Here is a 16252-nt window from a genome sequence, read left to right as displayed (position 1 = left end):
CCCACAGCCGTGGATAGAGAGGCGCTGCTTCTCCACGCCCGCCAATCCATCGCGCGCGGGTCTAAGAGCTTTGCCGCAGCCAGCCGCCTGTTCGACCGGCAAACCCGCGAGCGGGTCTGGCTGCTCTATGCCTGGTGCCGCGCCTGCGACGACCTCGCCGATGCGCAGGACCATGGCGGCGAGCTGGGCGACCAGTCGGGCGCCGATGAACGGCTCGCGACGATCCGCCGGCTGACAGATGCTGCCTTCGCCGGCGAGCCGACGGGCAGCCCTGCTTTCGACGCGCTCGGCCTGCTCGCCCGCGAGACCGGCATCAACCGCGCCATGGCGGACGATGTCATTGCCGGCTTCGCGCTCGATGCGGAGGGCTGGCGGCCGGAAAGCGAGGCAGACATGCTGCGCTATTGCTATCATGTCGCCGGCGCGGTCGGCGTGATGATGGCGGCGGTGATGGGCGTGGCGCCGCATGACGAGGATACGCTGGCTCGCGCCTGCGACCTCGGCATCGCCTTCCAGCTCGCCAACATCGCCCGCGATATCGCAGAGGATCACGCCGCCGGCCGCTGTTATCTGCCCGGCGACTGGCTGGCCGAAGCCGGCATCGCCCGCGAGGCGCTGATGGAGCGGCAGTACCGCGCCCCGCTAGCGCGGATCGTGCAACGGCTCTGTGCCCTGGAGGCGCGCTATACCGCCTCGGCGCGGGTCGGCGCGGCGCGGCTCGCCTTCCGCCAGCGCTGGGCCGTGCTCTCGGCGGCGGGAATCTATGGCGCGATCGCGCGGCAGGCCGAGCGGCGCGGCGAGGCGGCGCTGACCCGCCGCATCACGATTTCAAGCGCTGCCAAACTGGGCCACGTCGCCCGCGCACTGGCGCAATCGCTGCTTCCCGCGCGCGAGGCCGAGCGCCCCGCGCTGCCTTCACGACGGGAACTTGCCGCATTTGCGACGGAACGTGGTTAACCTGTCATCCATCGGTCTTAAAAAGCGTAAAGCCGGGCCGTCCTAAGCTTTGAGCAAACGCATCGGGACAATGCGATTGCGCCACTCGTGATCAGGACAAACCTGCAGGTCGTCGCTATGCCCGCTCTTACCCAATGCTGGTACACTCGCACTCACGTTCCGGCCGGCCGGAAGCATAGGGAACCCGACGGTTCCTACACGGCCGAGTGCCGCCACTGTCACAAGCCGATCACGAGCTGGAACAAGGGTGCCTGGTATCCGGCCGACGGCTTCAACATCAGCCGCCTGCGCGACAGCACCAGCGGCCGCCTGCTCTATGTGATCGACTATGCCGACGAGATCATCGTCGCCAAGTATCCGATCGATCATATCAAAGGCGCGAATGCGCTGCGCGACTACAAGCTGGAGGTCCGCGCCGCGCACGGCGTTGACGAACTGGGTTCGACGCTGCGGCTGATCGACAGCAAGGACGCTGCCAGAACCCACTGATTTTTCCAGCTGACGCTGGATGCGGCACCGGGCCGGTGCCGTAACCGTCTCAGCGAAACCGAGAGCGAAAACTAAACCTGCTGGACCTGCCCGTGCAGGCGACGGAACAGCTTGCCGTGCTCGCTGTAGAAAACCAGCAGCAGGCACCCGATCCCGGCCGCAAGTAGCGCCGCGGCCAGCGGGCGCGCGCTGCCGTCATAGGCCTGGCCGATCAGCGCGCCCAGGCTCGCGCCGATCACCATGCGCAGGAACACCTGCAGCGATGCCGCAGCGCCCGCGATGCGGGCAAACGGCTGCAGCGCGATCGAGCCGAAATTCGCGCTGATGAAGCCCATCAGGCACAGGTTCAGCGTCATCAACGGGATGAACTGCCAGGCGGTCTCGTTCGGGCCCGAAGCAAAGATCAGCTGCGCCGCGGCAGTGAGGACATAGAACAGCAGCGCGGTATGCGACACGCGCCGCGCGCCGAAGCGCATGACGATGCGCGAATTGGCGAGGTTGGTCAGCGCCATCGCCACGGCCATGCCGCCGAATACCAGCGGGAACAGCTCGCCGGCGCCGAAATGCTCGGCGACGAGCTGCTGCGAGCTGTTGATGTAGCCGAACAACGCCGCCTGGATGAAGGCCATGCCGAAGACATAGCCGACGGCGGCCCGCGTCGTCAGCGCAATGCGCATGTTCCCGGCGATCGCCTTGACGTTGATCGGCTGGCGGAACTCGGGATGCAGCGTCTCGGGCAGGCGCAGCCAGGCCCAGGTGAAGACGATCGCGCCGAGGCCCGCCATGATACCGAAGACCCAGCGCCAGTTGCCCAGGGTAAGCAGCACGGCCTGGCCCAGCGAAGGCGCCGCCATCGGCACGATCATGAAGACCACACTGACCAGCGACTGGGTGCGCGCCATCTTGTCGCCCGAGAAGCGGTCGCGGATGATCGTCGCGCTGAGCACGACCATGCCCGATGACAGAACGCCGGCACAGGCGCGCATTGCCAGCAACGCGTCGAAGCTGGGCGCTAGCGCCGCCGCGAGGCTGAACACGACATAGCCGCCGACGCAGATGAACAACACCGGCCGCCGCCCGAAACGATCGGCCAGCGCGCCGGGGAACAGCGAACCGAGCCCCGAGCTGATCAGGAAGACTCCGATGACGAGCTGACGCTCGTTGGAACCGTAGACTCCGAAATCGCGCGCCATGGCGCCGAGCGCCGGCAGCATGGCGTCGATCGCCAGCGCCTGCAGCGCCTGCAGCAGTGCCATCAACGCCACGAACTCACGCCCGCTCATGGCAAAGGGTTTGGCTCCCGAGGCCAAGGGCTTGGTGGTGAGGGAATCCATCGGGGGCCTATTGGCCGATGGGGAGCGGCATGGCTAGGCCGAATAATCCCGGTTGCGCCCTCGCCGGAGGCGCAAAGGGCCGATGCGGATAAGCAGGGATTGGAGTTTTAGTCAGCTGCAAGACTTTTTACAGTCATCAATTTGACTAATTTGTTACTTTCCCACGATTGAACCTAACGAATTAGTCAAATAAGTTGAAAATAGCTGCAATATTAACCATGATCTAGGAATCGAATCCGGGACTTCCATAATCCGAAAAATGCTTCCGTCCTGGGAGAGCGCGATCCAGCGCACGATGAGTATTGCACGTTTTTGTGCATCATGGGGGGTAGTACTATGACCACAGGCACGACAGGCGACGACCACATTCTCGGTACCGCCGACGACGATAACATCCTGGCGCTGAGCGGCAACGATGTCGTCGTCGGGCGCGACGGCAATGACGTCCTGAACGGGGGGCACTGGCGACGACCGGTTGCTGGGCGGCGCCGGCAACGACAACCTCTTCGGCGGCGACGGCAATGACGTGTTGAACGGCGGCGACGGCAACGACAATCTGTCGGGTGGCACCGGCAACGACAATCTGTTCGGCGGCGAAGGCGACGATCGCATGGCCGGCGGCAGCGGCAACGACATCATGAGCGGCGGCAACGGCAACGACATTCTGGTCGCCGGCGACGGGGTGGACGTTCTTAACGGCGGCGACGGCGACGATGTCCTCTACGGCAATGCCGGCAAGGACACGCTGACGGGCGGAACCGGGGCGGACAAGTTCGTCTATACGGGCTTCGGCGATTCCGGCGTCGGCGCGGGCCTGCGCGACGTCATCATGGATTTCGTATCCGGTGAGGACCGGGTGATCATGGGCGCGCTGCATATCACGGCAGCGGACCTGCATTTCGCATCCTATGCGAACGGCACGGGCACCGTCCTGCAGATCGACGCCGACCACAACGGTTCGGTCGACTTCGAGATCCAGTTCAACAATGCCATCGGCCTGACCCTCGCAGACTTCCTGATCTAGGATATACGCTTCGTCAAAGGCGAACCCCTCTGGTTCCGGCCCTCGCGGGGGCGACGGTCGGGACCAAGCTTGCTACGCTGTCGCCATGGCGTCCGACGAAGACCATGACGACGGCGAGGAAGCGCTCGGGCTGCGCAAGATCATCCATGTCGACATGGATGCCTTCTACGCGAGCTGCGAGCAGCGCGACGATCCGTCGCTGCGCGGGCAGCCGGTGGCCGTGGGTGGCTCGTCCGAGCGCGGGGTGGTCATGGCGGCGAGCTACGAGGCCCGGACGTTCGGCGTGCGCTCGGCCATGCCGTCGGTCCAGGCGGCGCGGCTCTGCCCGAACCTGATCTTCCGCAAGGCGCGGTTTGATGTCTATCGCGGCGTGTCGCAGCAGATCCGCGCGATCTTCCAGGACTATGCCCAGGAGGTCGAGCCGCTGGCGCTCGACGAGGCCTATCTCGACGTCACCGAAGACCTGAAGGGCATCGGCTCGGCGACACGGATCGCCGAACTGATCCGGGCACGGATCAAGGCCGAGACCGGCGGGCTGACCGCGAGCGCGGGCGTGTCCTACAACAAGTTCCTCGCCAAGCTCGCCAGCGACCACAACAAGCCCGACGGGCTCTGCGTGATCAGGCCGGGCGAAGGTGCGCAGTTCGTCGCGGCGCTGCCCGTGCGGCGGTTCCACGGCGTCGGACCGCGCGGGGCGGAGAAGATGGCGAAGCTCGGCATCGAGACCGGCGCCGATCTCGCCGCCAAGGACATCGCCTTCCTGCGCGCCAATTTCGGCAGCTTCGCCGACTATCTTTACCGCGCCGCGCGGGGGATCGACCTGCGCCGGGTCAAGGCCAACCGGCCGCGCAAGTCGCTGGGCGCCGAGCGGACCTTCGACCGCGACCTTTCGTCGGGGCCGGTGCTGCGCGAGGCGCTCGACAATATCATCGACATCATCTGGGAGCGGATCCAGCGCGCCGAGGCCAAGGGGCGAACGGTGACCTTGAAGCTCAAGCACGCCGACTTCACCAGCCATACGCGGGCGAAGTCGGTCCCACACCCGGTGGCGGACAAGCGCGAATTCGCCAAGTTGGGACACGCGCTGCTCGACGAGGTGCTGCCATTGCCGCAGCCGGTGCGGCTGATGGGGCTTACGCTGTCGGCGATGGAGGGGGAGAAGGAGCCTGAGGATCAGGCGCCGGACGGCCAGCTTTCGCTGCTCTGACGCGGACATTCCCAATCCGCCCACCCTGAGCTTGTCGAAGGGCTGCACTTCTCTTTGCGCCAAGCGCCCGGATCGCGAAGAAGGACAGTCCTTCGACAAGCTCAGGATGAACGGTGGTTTTTTGCGAGCATCAACCACCCTGGCAGATCACGGCGCAGGAGATCGGACATTGGCAGCGGTAGCGCCTCGGGTGCGAAGAAGGCCACTTCGATCACCTCGCGTCCATCGGGCACCGGCGAGCCGGCCGCCTGACCGGCGAGGACATGAACCACGTTTGTCGCGCCCTTGAGCGGCTCCTCGACGAGCGCTACCCGCCAGACGCCTTCGAGCGCGCAGCCGGTCTCCTCGACCAGTTCGCGCGGGCCGGCAAGCAGCGGGTCCTCGCCGCGCTTGAGGCCGCCGCCGGGCGCCATCCAGTTGCCGCTGCCGTAGGAGTGGCGGACCAGCAGCACCCGGCCCTCGCCGTCAAAGGCGAGCACGCGGCAACCCGATACGCGCGGCCGGGCAACTCGCCACCAGACCCGCCGCACGGCATGGGCCAGCCGGTAAGCGAGCCGGTGCAGCGGTTTCGGGATCAGGTGAAGCATGTCACCGATTGGCGCGCCGCCGCGAGCAGCCGGGCCACAGGCAGGTCGTTTCCGCCTGCCGCTGCCTGCTCGAAAATCGCGCGCTTGTCGGCGCCGCGGATGACGAACAGCAGCGCGTCCGAATCGAGCAGCGCCGGCATCGTCAGGCTCAGGCGGTCGAACGGCGCTTCGGGCGGCAGCGGATCGGGGGTCAGGCGGCGCAGGAGCTGCGGGTCGTCGGTACGCGGATCGGTGTTGGGGAACAGCGAGGCGACATGGCCATCCTCGCCCATGCCGAGCCAGACGAGTGCAAAATGTGGCGGATTTGCACCCTCGGCCAACGGCACAATGCGTGCGCCGACGGGCTCGAGCAGCGCGCGGATGCGGCCGACGTTGCTGGCGGGATGGCTCTCCTCGACGATGCGGTCGTCGCCGGGCCAGACGGCAATGCGCGACCAGTCGAGCGGCGCCTTGACCAGCTCGGCGAGGATCGGGAACGGCGTCGAGCCGCCCGGGATCGACACGGCGATCTCGCCGGGATCGAGCGTCAGCGCCGATTCCACTCTTTCGAGCAGCCAGTTTGCGATGTCGGTGTCGGTTGCGCCCGCGATGATCTCGATATCGGCCATACGGCCAGCTTAACCCGTCAGCACACGAAAGGCGACGGGCAGAGCGATCACCAGCAGCATCGCACCGCAAATACGCCGCCACAGCCGGATTTTTGGAACAGCGAACACCTCGGGCAACATCCAGGCTACCGCGAGCGATGCCGCGCCGCCCGCCGCGCCGCCGATCCCCGCCGCAAACGGCGCATTGGTAGCTACCGTCAAGGCAAAGACGAGGAAGCGCGCTGCATCGGTCATCTGGTGTGCCAGCAGGACGAAACCCAGCGCGCCGAGCGATGCCGTCGGCTCTTCCAACCGCCGCCCAGTGAATGGCCAGACCGATTCCAGCGCAGCCAGCAGCAGCGCGATCACCACCATCACCAGCCGCGCCGTGTTATCCAGCAGCGGCACGACGAAAGAACCCGCCCAGGCAGCGAAAGTCGCCGTGCCGATGGAAACCACGATCCCAGTCAAAAGCGTGCCGGGCCGAGGCCCCTGGCTCTGCGACAGCGCTGCCACCGTCGCCTGGTCACGTGCGCCAAGCCCGGCAAGGATCACGGCGAGGAAGGCGAAGTAGAAAGCGGTCATCGTTTCTTCTCTGGTTCAGCGTGGCTGAACCAGGTGCGGCACCGGCCCACTCCCCCACCCGGCCACCCAGAGCATACAATCTCGTTGGGTGCCGGGTGGGGGAGCGGGCCGGTGCCGCCTCCAACGTCAGCTGGACCCAGCCTATCTTCGCCGCAGGAACAGGACCAGCGGCATTACCACCAGGCAGGCGACAAACAGCAGCCAGTAGGCGTCGACATAGGAGACCATCAGCGCCTGCCGGCCGATCTCGATGTCCATGCGCGCGACCGCCTGTAGCGCGCCGAAGTCGAAATCGCCCATCATCGGATTGTCCGGCCGCACGGTTTCGACCAGCCGCGCATGGACCACCGCCTCGTTGCGGATCGTCAGCGTCTGCAGCACCGAGATCCAGATCGTCCCGCCGAGGTTGCGGATCAGCGAGTTCATCGCTGCGCCCTCGTTGCGGTACTGCGGCGCCAGGGTGGCGAAGACCGCGGTGGTGATCGGCACGAACATGATGCCGCTGCCGAGCCCCTGGACGAAGCCCGAGGCGATGACGAGGTCGCTGTCCATCTCGAGCGAGGCGTTGGACAGCATGATCATCGACACGCCGCAGAGCGCCAGCCCCACCAGGATCGAGATGCGGTTGTCGACCCGGTTCACGATCGGCCCCATGAACAGCATCGTCAACATCGTGCCGATGCCGCGCGGTGCGGTGACCATGCCGACGAACTGGATCGGATAGCCCATCAGATCGGCGAGCATCGGCGCGGTCAGCGCCATCACCCCGTACATCAGCCCGCCGAGGAAGAAGCCCATGACGTTGCCAATCACGTAGTTGGGATCGCGGAACAGCCCCGGATTGACGAAGGGCCGGCGGGCGGTGAACGTGTGGACCAGGAACAGGTAGAACGCCGTCGCCTCGATCCAGATCTCCGTGGACTGGAACCAGTCGAGCAACTGCCCGCGGTCGAGCACCAGCTGCATCGCCGCCACCGAGGTTCCCAGCAGGACGAAGCCGAGCAGGTCGAGCCGTACCGGCTTGTCGTCGCGCGTCTCGGCCATGGTCAGCAGCAGGCCGGCGAAGGCGATCACGCCAATCGGCAGGTTGATGAAGAATATCCAGCGCCAGCTCATGTTCTGAGTCAGCCAGCCACCCGCGACCGGCCCGACGATCGGGCCCATGATCGCGCCGATTCCCCAGACCGCCATGGCCGAGCCGTGTCGTTCGGGCGGGTTGATATCGAGCAGGATCGCCTGGCTCATGGGCAGCAGCGCCGATCCCATGATGCCCTGGAGCAGGCGGAACGCGATCAGCTGATCGAGATTGGCCGCGAGGCCGCAAAGCGCCGAGGCCCCGGTGAAGCCGACGATCGAGGCGAGGAACAGCTTCTTGCGCCCGAAACGTCCCGCCAGCCAGCCGCTGAGCGGGGTGAAGGTCGCGACCATGACGATGTAGGAGGTCAGCACCCAGGTGATCTGTTCGCGCGAGGCCGAAGTCGCCGCCTGCATGTGTGGCAGCGCGACATTGGCGATGGTCGTGTCGAGCTGCGTCATGAAGCTCCCCGACAGCGCGAAGAGCGTGATGAGATTGCGCTGTAGTGGGGGCGGATAGGCTTGGGTCATTTGCGCAGCGGGCCTTGCCACGGCAATCGGGGTTTGGCGAGCTTCGGAGCATGGCGGCGGCTTGCGCGGTCCATCCCGGCTGTGCAAAGGGACCGCTACAGGCAAGTTGGAATCGAGCGACATGGCAAGCGACGGCAAGGAACTGCGCGGCAAGCTGGTGACCGTGATCGGCGGCAGCGGCTTCTTCGGCAAGCATCTGGCGCAGGAGCTGCTCTCGCGCGGCGCGCGGCTGCGCATCGCCAGCCGTCATCCCGAACGCGCCTTCCGCTCCAAGACGTCAGGCAATCTCGGCGAGGTGCAATTCGTCCGCTGCGACGTGACCAAGCCGGCCAGCGTCGCCCAGGCCGTCGCCGGTGCCGATGCCGTGGTCAATCTCGTCGGCGCTTTCGCGGGCGATCTCGACGCGGTCCAGGGCAGCGGCGCGGGCAAGATCGCCGCTGCGGCTAAAGCGGCGGGCGCGACCGCCTTCGTCCATGTCTCCGCGATCGGCGCCAATGCCGAATCGAAGGTCGAATATGCCCGGACCAAGGCAGAGGGCGAAGCGGCCGTGCTCACTGCCTTCCCCAAGGCGACCGTCCTGCGCCCCTCGATCCTGTTCGGGCCGGACGACAATTTCGTGAACATGTTCGGCCGGCTGATCGCCATGCTGCCCGCGCTGCCGGTCTTCGCGCCCACGGCGAAGCTGCAGCCGCTGTTCGTCGACGATGCCGCCGAGGCGGTCGCCCATGCCCTGGCCGAGCCGGGCAAGCACGGCGGCAAGACCTACGAGATCGCGGGCCCCGAAGTGCTGACGATGGCCGAGCTCAACCAGCGCATCGCCGCCGCCGAAGGCCGTTCGCGCTGGCTGATCGAACTGCCCGACGCGGTCGGCGGCCTGATCGCGACGTTCGGCTTCCTGCCCGGCGCGCCGATCACCGCCGATCAGTTTGCGCTGCTCCAGGCCGGCAATGTCGCCAGCGGCGCGCTGCCGGGCCTCAAGGCGCTGGGCGTGAGCCCGCGGCCGCTGGGGCTCTATCTCGATCGCTGGCTGGTGCAGTACCGCAAGCACGGGCGGTTTGGCGCGAAGGCCAAAGCGGGCTGATTGCTCGATCCCCTCCTGCAAGGAGAGCATCTAGGGTCTAAGCGTTCACATCCGCATAGTGGCTCGGCGGCTGGATCACTTCCATCCGTTCGGAAAGCAGCGGCCGAAAGCTCGGCCGGCTCTTGAACACCGAATACCAGCCGCGCGTCTGCTCGTGCGCCGACCAGTCGATGCCCCCGAGGTAGTCCGCGACCGAGATCTGCGCCGCCGCAGCGAGATCGGCCAGGCTCATCGTCGCACCGGCCAGCCAGGGGCGGTTATCTATCAGGTAGTCGATGTAATAGAGATGCTCGTGCGCCAGCTTCATCGCCTCGCGCAGCATCTTGGAATCGGGCGACTGGCGATAGACCAGCCGCTTCTTCATCCGTTCGTGCAGCAGCGGCGCGGTGATGTCGCCATAGAAGTTCTCGTCGAACAGCGCGACCAGCCGGCGGATCTCGGCACGGTTGGCCGCGGTGCCGTTGATCATCGGGTTGCGCTCGACCGTTTCCTCGAAATATTCGCAGATCGCCCGGCTGTCGGACAGGGTGATGCCGCGCGCGGGATCGTGCACCACGGGGGTGCGCCCGGCCGCGTTCATCGCGAGGAATTCGTCGCGGCCTTCCCAGGGATTTTCGCGCCACAGCTCATAGGCGACGCCCTTCTCGCTCATCAGCAGGCGGACCTTGCGGCTGAAGGGACACAAGGGGAATTGATGAAGCTGCCACATGCTGGTCGTAATGCCCAAGCGGGTGCGCGGCGTCCACCCGCGGCGCGCGTATTAGTTGGCGAAATCGGGTGGAAAAATAAGCTGTACTATTGCCCGTACTGATCGGGGATTGCGTGCTTCAGCTTGTCGGCCGCGGCCTTGAGCTCGGGGAGCATGTCCTGGACCGCGCCGGCCATGCCGGCGGCCGCGCTCATCGCCTGGGGCACGCGCTTGCCGATCGTGCCGGGCAATTCCCGGGCTTCCGGTCCGGCAAGGTCGCGCAGCCGCGCATCGGGCGGCAGATCGCGCGCCGCATCGCTGCCGGCGGCCGACAGTGCCTTGCGCAGCGGCTCGATCTTGATGTCGAGCAGCGCTTCGCTGAGCGCGGTCAGGGCGACGGTCGCCGCGACCTGGTTAGCGGGATCGGACAGGCGCTTGGCGACGTTGGCCGCTTCGGAGCTCGGCTCCGAGGTCGCCTCGCTGTCGCGCGCGAGGGCGGGCAGCGGGGTGAGCGCCGAGGCGGCGAGACAGGCGATGACGAACTTCTGGCGCAGCGGCATGGACGGGGGCCTTTCCAACCGGCGAATCGAAAGAACGCTGGGTAGGATAGCGCCGATTGCCCTCACCTGAATATGCGCCTGAATTGACACCCGAATATGAGCGATTGACCGCGGCCCGGAGGCCGATAGAACCCGCTCCGCACGGACCAAAATCGGGAGAAGAATCATGTTCACCCACGTCGTCGTTGGCAGCAACGACCTCGAGAAATCGCAGGCGTTCTACGACGCCCTGTTCACCGCCATCGGGGGCAATCCCGGCATGAACATGGGCTCGCGCATCGCCTATTCGCACAACGGCGCCAACTTCATGGTGACCCAGCCGATCAACGGCGAAGCGGCCACTTTCGCCAACGGCGGCACGATCGGCTTCCAGATGGCGAGCCCCGAGCAGGCCGACGCCTGGCACGCCGCGGGCGTCGCCAACGGCGGCAAGAGCTGCGAGGAAGCGCCCGGGCCGCGCGACCTCGGCTTCGCCAAGCTCCATCTCGCCTATCTGCGCGATCCGGACGGCAACAAGCTCTGCGCCATGTACCCGCTGGGTCAATAAGTACCCCTGGGCCAATAAGGAACCAACGACATGAACCTCATCAACCTCCGCCTCGGCTGCAACGACATGGACAAGGCGCGCGCCTTCTACGACGCGACCTTCGGCGCGCTGGGCCTGCCGGCCTCGTCGACCCCGGCCGAATATCCGATCATCATGTACAAGATCCCGAACGGCCCGAACTTCGCGGTCGGCCCGGCGCGCGACGGCCAGCCTGCGACCCACGCCAACGGCGGCACGATCCTGTTCGCCGCCGACAGCGACGAGCAGGTCCATGCCTGGTACGAAGCCGGTCTCGCCAACGGCGGCACCTGCGAAGGCAAGGCCGAGCCCAAGCCGCAGACCGGCGGCAAGATCGGCGCCTACCTGCGCGATCCCGACGGCAACAAGCTGGCCTGCTATCACGGCCTCGTGATCGGCTGATGCCAGGATGGTGAGCGCGGTTTCCGTCTTCCCCGATGGAAGCCGCGCCGCCGTGAGCCGCGACCTGGTGCCCGAGGCGCCGGTCGCGCTCGAATTCAACGGCCTGTCCTATGCGGTGATGATGGCGACCCCCGCCGATCTCGCCGATTTCGCGCTCGGCTTCGCGCTGAGCGAAGGGCTCGCGGGCAGCGCCGCCGACCTTACCGACCTGGCCTTGGCCGAAGTCGAGCACGGCTGGATCGTCCGCGCGACGCTTTCGGGCGTCGGGGTCGAGCAACTAACCGAACGCGTGCGCGCCCGTGTCGCGGAATCGAGCTGCGGGCTCTGCGGCATCGAGAACCTCGAAGCCCTGACGAAGCCGTTGCCGCCGGTCGCGACCCATGCGGCGCTGGAACCGCAGGCGATCTTCGCCGCGCTGGCTGGGCTCGAAACGCGTCAACCGCTACAGCAGGCAACCGGGGCAGCGCATGCTGCGGCCTGGGCCGATAACGCCGGAGCCATCGGCCTCGTCCGCGAGGACGTCGGCCGGCACAATGCGCTCGACAAGCTGATCGGGGCCTTGGCGAAAGACGGCAAGCCACTGGCCCCCGGCTTCGTCCTGTCGACTGCGCGCTGCTCCTACGAGATCGTCGAGAAGACCGTGCGCGCCGGCGGCACCACGTTGGTCACGGTCTCGCTACCGACGACCATGGCGGTGGACCGCGCGCAAGCGGCCGGGCTCAGCCTCTGGTCGCTGGCGCGCGGCGACAGCGCGCTGCTGGTGAACGACGGAGCTACGCGCTAGCGCGACAGCAGGAAGATCGCGTGCTCGGCGCGGAAGTTGGCGACGCTGGTGCTCGTCAGCCGGTCTCCCGTGAGATACCAGGCCTCCTCGACCTTGATCCCGCGCTCCGCAACGAAGGATCGGAAGTCCGAGACGGTCAGATGGTGGATATTCGGCGTCTCGTACCAGGCGACCGGCAGCAGCCGCGTCACCGGCATGCGCCCGTTCCAGAACAGCGAGGTCCGCACCCGCCAGTGGGCGAAATTGGGGAAGCTGACGAAAGCCCGCCGACCGATGCGCAGCAGCTCCTCCATCACCTTGTCCGGGCGCATCGTCGTCTGCAGCGTCTGGCTGAGAATGGCATAGTCGAACGCGCCGTCGGGATAGAAGGCGAGGTCCTTGTCGGCGTCGCCCTGGATCACCGAAAGGCCCTTCTCGACGCATTCGGCGACATTGGCCGGATCGATCTCCATGCCGTGGACGTTGCAGCCGCGGTCGTCGCGCAGGGCTTCGGCGAGCACGCCGTCGCCGCAGCCGACGTCGAGCACGCGCGCGCCTTTATCGACGTGCTCGGCAATCAGCGCGAGGTCGGGGCGGAGCAAGGTCATCGATAGACGTCCGGATCGTCACGCGTCATCATCCGCTCCGGGTAGGGATAGCGCGACCAGCCATAGCGCTCGTAGAGCGACTGCGCGTCGAGCGTGAACAGTGCCCAGCGCCGCAGCCCCAGCAGGCGCGGATGGGCGAGGAAATGCTCCAGCATGGCATGCGACAGGCCGCGCCCGCGGTGATCCTCGATCACGTGGACGTCGGCGAGATAGGCGAAGGTCGCATAGTCGCTGACGACGCGCGCGAAGGCCACCTGCCGCCCTTCGTACTGGACCGCGACGCAGAGCGAAGCGGCAATCGAGCGCTCGACCGTTTCGAGCGGGATGCCCTCGGCCCAATAGGAGCGCGTGAGGTAGGCGTGGGCCGCTGCCGCATCGATGCGATCCGGCGCGTCGACCAGGACGTAGCCCTTGGGCAGCGCGCTCATCGGCTGAGGAATCCGGATATGACCCGGTCCAGCGCGGGCACGTCGAGCAGGAAGCTGTCATGGCCGAACGGCGCCGAGAGTTCGACGAAGCTCACCGGCGCGCCCGAAGCATTGAGCGCGTGGACCAGCCGGCGCGACAGTTCGGTCGGGTAGAGCCAGTCGGTGTCGAAGCTGATCACGCAGAAGCGCGCCTTGCACTCGGCAAAGGCGTCGGCGAGCAGGCCGCCGTGTTCCTCGGCGAGATCGAAGTAGCTCATCGCGCGGGTGATGTAGAGGTATGAGTTCGCGTCGAACCGGCTGGTGAAGCTGACGCCCTGGTGCCGAAGATAGCTTTCGACCTGGAAATCCGCGTCGAAGCCGAAGGTTTTCGAGGCACGGTCCTGCAGACGGCGGCCGAACTTCTCGGTCAGGCTCGCTTCGGACAGGTAGGTGATATGCGCTGCCATCCGCGCCACGGAGAGGCCGGAATCGGGCGCCTTGCCGGTGCCGTAATAGTCGCCCTCCTGCCAGTTGGGATCGGCCATGACCGCCTGGCGGCCGACTTCCTGGAAGGCGATGTTCTGCGCCGGCATCGTCGCCGTGGCAGCGATGGCGAGCAGCCGTTCGGGCAGGTGCGGCCAGTTGGCGGCAAGGCTCAGCGCCTGCATCCCGCCCATCGATCCGCCGACCGCGCAGTAGAGCTTCTTTATGCCGAGCGCGTCGAGCAGCGCGACCTGCGCGCGTACCATGTCGCGGATCGTGATGACGGGGAAGCGCATCGCATAGGGCTTGCCGTCGGGCGCGAGGCTGCCCGGCCCGGTCGAGCCCATGCAGCCGCCAAGCACATTGGCGCAGAGCACGTAGAAGCGGTTGGTGTCGATCGGCTTGCCCGGCCCGACCATGCGGTCCCACCAGCCGGGCTTGCCGGTGATCGGATGCGGGCTAGCGACGTGCTGGTCGCCGGTCGTGGCATGCATGACGAGAATGACGTTGTCGCGCGCCAGCGCCAGGGCGCCATAGGCCTCATAGGCGACGCGCACGCCCGGAAGCTTCTGCCCACAATCGAGCGGCAGCGGTTCGGCGAGTTCCAGCACTTCGCTGGCGGACAGGATTGCGGCGGTGGCCATAGGCTGGGGGAATTGGGGGAGCCATGGCCGAGTGTCAATGAGTGGACGTTCGGTCTTATCCCCCCAGCACCGCGCGCGCCGCCAGCCGGCCGGTCTGCGCGCCGCCGTTCATGTAGCCGGGCCAGGCGTCCGACAGGTGCTCGCCGGCGAAGACCAGCGGACCGACGACGGGGCTCTGCACGGCCTTGCCGTTCTCCTCGAGCCAGAACAGCTTGGCATAGCGCGTGAGCTGGCCGGGCTTGAAGCAACTGTAGGCACCGCGTGAAAAGCGGTCGCCGATCCAGTTGGTGCGGCGCTGCCAGGTCGTCGCGGCCTGGGTCAGCCCCGGCACGGCATGCGCGACGACGGTCTCGAAATCGCGGCGCAGCGCCGCGGCGTCCAGCTTGCGCGCGGCGGCGCACTGCGCGCCGCCCATGAAGAAGGTCATCAGGCCGCTGTCGCCCTCGACCGTTGTCGCGTCCCAACCTTCGGCGAAGCCGCCCGCCAAGGGCCAGACGTCGCCCTTGCGCCCCATCGACGCTTCCCACGGGCGCCCGTGATAGGCGGCGTTGAGCTTCTCGTTGCGGCCGCAGTCGATCTCGGCCGCATATTGCTGCCAGAGCGGCGGGAGCATGGTGCCGAAGTCGATCGTCCGCAGGAGCGGCGCGGGCACGGTGACGATGACGCGCTCGGCCTCGACCCTCGCACCGTTCTCGAAGCGCAGCCGGACATGGTCCCCGGCATGACGAACCGACTGCAACGCGTGGCTCATTTCGATGTGCGGCATCAGCGGCGGAACCAGCGCCTCGACCAGCGAGCCCGAGCCGCCATGGAGCACGTAGCGCTCGTCGCTCGAGCCGATGACGATGGCCTTCCTGCCGTCCGACTGCGGCAGGTTGAAGATCAGCTCGATCGCCGAAGCCTCGCCCGGATCCTGGCCGAATTCGGTGCGCAGGGTCGCGTCCATCAGCATGCGGACATAGGGCTTGAGCGAGTTGTCGTGGCGCTGGAGGTACTGGGTGACCGTGATCGCATCGAGCGCCGTCATCGCGGCGGGGTCCGCGTCGATCGCGGCGGCATCGGCGGCAATCGCCGCGGCGAGCGGGCGCAGGTCCTCGGCGAGCTGCTCCTCGGTGTAGGTCCGGCAGTATTCGTCGATCAGCAACGTCTTGCCCGGAAGCGGCGCACGGTCGATCAGCTTGAGGCCGTGCTGCTTCGCCAGGGCGAGGATATCGGCATGGTCGGCGTTGATGAACTGGCCGCCGTCGTCGGCCGGCACCGGGCCGCCGTGATAGGTCGAAACGCGCCCGCCGAGCCGGCTGCGTGCCTCGTAAAGCGTCGCCTCGATCCCCGCCGCCTTGAGGTCGCGCAGCGCGATCAGGCCGGCCAGCCCGCCGCCGATGATCGCGACGCGGGTGGAAGCACTGGCTGTCGGCAGCGGCGTGCAGCCGATCGCCGGCAGCGCCGCGCTGGCCGCCATGGCCCCGAGCAGACGGCGGCGGGTAAGGCCGGGGGACTCTCCCAGGATCGCCGGCCGATCGGCTGCATTGGCTTCGTTGGCCGCGCCCAAGGCCCGCCAGAACAGTCCGCTCGTCCGCATGCTCGCCCCCTTCACCCGCCTCGACGCGGCGGGAGAAAGCAACATTTTCGCCGATCTGGGAAGTCCGTGAAAATGCGGTGCTTGTCCTTTGCCCCCC

19 protein-coding genes and 1 pseudogene are annotated in these 16252 nt (G+C 67.0%); 9 read left to right on the top strand and 11 right to left on the bottom strand.

Annotation, left to right across the window (positions count from 1 at the left end):
• Positions 1-9: 9 nt before the first annotated feature.
• Both KRR38_RS24830 and KRR38_RS24825 read left to right on the top strand, forming a co-directional pair.
• Positions 10-957, top strand: coding sequence for a phytoene/squalene synthase family protein (locus tag KRR38_RS24830; RefSeq protein WP_217406117.1), 948 nt, complete (start codon positions 10-12; stop codon positions 955-957).
• An 87-nt stretch (positions 958-1044) separates the two neighbouring features.
• A complete protein-coding gene (locus tag KRR38_RS24825) occupies positions 1045-1446 on the top strand; it encodes a hypothetical protein (protein WP_217406116.1) in 402 nt (133 codons plus the stop codon).
• A gap of 71 nt (positions 1447-1517) precedes the next feature.
• Here KRR38_RS24825 and KRR38_RS24820 read toward each other — a convergent pair whose 3' ends face one another.
• Complete coding sequence (locus KRR38_RS24820) at positions 1518-2729, bottom strand: multidrug effflux MFS transporter (RefSeq protein ID WP_254514965.1); 1212 nt, start codon at positions 2727-2729, stop codon at positions 1518-1520.
• Positions 2730-3101: 372 nt separating this feature from the next.
• Between KRR38_RS24820 and KRR38_RS37875 the strand changes: the two genes are divergently transcribed.
• The 3 genes and pseudogenes from KRR38_RS37875 to dinB all read left to right on the top strand — a co-directional run bounded on the left by KRR38_RS37875 (position 3102) and on the right by dinB (position 5011).
• A complete protein-coding gene (locus KRR38_RS37875) occupies positions 3102-3305 on the top strand; it encodes a hypothetical protein (protein ID WP_375293435.1) in 204 nt (67 codons plus the stop codon).
• Positions 3244-3804: pseudogene (locus KRR38_RS24810) on the top strand (calcium-binding protein); the annotation flags it as partial. The gene KRR38_RS37875 and the pseudogene KRR38_RS24810, both read left to right, overlap by 62 nt.
• An 85-nt stretch (positions 3805-3889) precedes the next feature.
• Positions 3890-5011 (top strand): DNA polymerase IV, encoded by a 1122-nt coding sequence (gene dinB / locus KRR38_RS24805; RefSeq protein ID WP_217406112.1) that lies wholly within the window; start codon positions 3890-3892, stop codon positions 5009-5011.
• Between the two features lie 101 nt (positions 5012-5112).
• On the opposite strand, the gene KRR38_RS24800 is transcribed toward dinB, so the two are convergent.
• The 4 genes from KRR38_RS24800 to KRR38_RS24785 form a co-directional block, all read right to left on the bottom strand.
• Positions 5113-5598 carry an NUDIX domain-containing protein gene (locus tag KRR38_RS24800; protein WP_217406111.1) on the bottom strand — a complete coding sequence of 162 codons (486 nt, stop codon included), beginning with the start codon at positions 5596-5598 and terminating at the stop codon, positions 5113-5115.
• Positions 5586-6206 (bottom strand): 6-phosphogluconolactonase, encoded by a 621-nt coding sequence (locus tag KRR38_RS24795; protein WP_217406110.1) that lies wholly within the window; start codon positions 6204-6206, stop codon positions 5586-5588. Before KRR38_RS24795 ends, KRR38_RS24800 begins: the two co-directional genes overlap by 13 nt.
• 9 nt (positions 6207-6215) lie before the next feature.
• Positions 6216-6770, bottom strand: coding sequence for a hypothetical protein (locus KRR38_RS24790; RefSeq protein WP_217406109.1), 555 nt, complete (start codon positions 6768-6770; stop codon positions 6216-6218).
• A 141-nt stretch (positions 6771-6911) separates the two neighbouring features.
• Positions 6912-8375 (bottom strand): MDR family MFS transporter, encoded by a 1464-nt coding sequence (locus KRR38_RS24785; protein WP_217406108.1) that lies wholly within the window; start codon positions 8373-8375, stop codon positions 6912-6914.
• A gap of 121 nt (positions 8376-8496) precedes the next feature.
• On the opposite strand from KRR38_RS24785, the gene KRR38_RS24780 reads away from it, so the two are divergent.
• Entirely contained in the window at positions 8497-9456 is a 960-nt protein-coding gene (locus KRR38_RS24780; protein ID WP_217406107.1) for a complex I NDUFA9 subunit family protein, read from the top strand.
• Positions 9457-9493: 37 nt separating this feature from the next.
• Here the strand turns inward: KRR38_RS24780 and KRR38_RS24775 are convergent, their stop codons facing one another.
• Both KRR38_RS24775 and KRR38_RS24770 read right to left on the bottom strand, forming a co-directional pair.
• Complete coding sequence (locus KRR38_RS24775) at positions 9494-10165, bottom strand: glutathione S-transferase family protein (protein WP_217406106.1); 672 nt, start codon at positions 10163-10165, stop codon at positions 9494-9496.
• Positions 10166-10251: 86 nt separating this feature from the next.
• The gene (locus tag KRR38_RS24770; protein ID WP_217406105.1) at positions 10252-10704 is read right to left on the bottom strand and encodes a hypothetical protein; all 453 of its coding nucleotides are present in this window, start codon (positions 10702-10704) and stop codon (positions 10252-10254) included.
• A gap of 166 nt (positions 10705-10870) precedes the next feature.
• Between KRR38_RS24770 and KRR38_RS24765 the strand changes: the two genes are divergently transcribed.
• The 3 genes from KRR38_RS24765 to fdhD are packed head-to-tail and all read left to right on the top strand — an operon-like array spanning position 10871 to position 12455.
• Entirely contained in the window at positions 10871-11251 is a 381-nt protein-coding gene (locus tag KRR38_RS24765) for a VOC family protein (protein WP_217406104.1), read from the top strand.
• 30 nt (positions 11252-11281) lie between these two features.
• Complete coding sequence (locus tag KRR38_RS24760) at positions 11282-11671, top strand: VOC family protein (RefSeq protein ID WP_217406103.1); 390 nt, start codon at positions 11282-11284, stop codon at positions 11669-11671.
• Positions 11672-11678: 7 nt separating this feature from the next.
• Entirely contained in the window at positions 11679-12455 is a 777-nt protein-coding gene (gene fdhD, locus KRR38_RS24755) for a formate dehydrogenase accessory sulfurtransferase FdhD (RefSeq protein WP_217406102.1), read from the top strand.
• Here the strand turns inward: fdhD and metW are convergent.
• The 4 genes from metW to KRR38_RS24735 are packed head-to-tail and all read right to left on the bottom strand — an operon-like array spanning position 12452 to position 16155.
• A complete protein-coding gene (gene metW / locus KRR38_RS24750; protein ID WP_217406101.1) occupies positions 12452-13042 on the bottom strand; it encodes a methionine biosynthesis protein MetW in 591 nt (196 codons plus the stop codon). The two genes, fdhD and metW, sit on opposite strands and share 4 nt — an antisense overlap.
• Entirely contained in the window at positions 13039-13470 is a 432-nt protein-coding gene (locus KRR38_RS24745) for a GNAT family N-acetyltransferase (RefSeq protein WP_217406100.1), read from the bottom strand. Before KRR38_RS24745 ends, metW begins: the two co-directional genes overlap by 4 nt.
• Entirely contained in the window at positions 13467-14576 is a 1110-nt protein-coding gene (locus KRR38_RS24740; protein WP_217406099.1) for a homoserine O-acetyltransferase, read from the bottom strand. The genes KRR38_RS24745 and KRR38_RS24740 overlap by 4 nt, the downstream gene beginning before the upstream one ends.
• A gap of 55 nt (positions 14577-14631) precedes the next feature.
• Entirely contained in the window at positions 14632-16155 is a 1524-nt protein-coding gene (locus KRR38_RS24735; protein ID WP_217406098.1) for an NAD(P)/FAD-dependent oxidoreductase, read from the bottom strand.
• Positions 16156-16252: the final 97 nt, after the last annotated feature.

This window comes from Novosphingobium sp. G106, assembly GCF_019075875.1.
GTDB lineage: Bacteria > Pseudomonadota > Alphaproteobacteria > Sphingomonadales > Sphingomonadaceae > Novosphingobium.
This window is presented reverse-complemented; position numbering and strand designations above follow the sequence as displayed.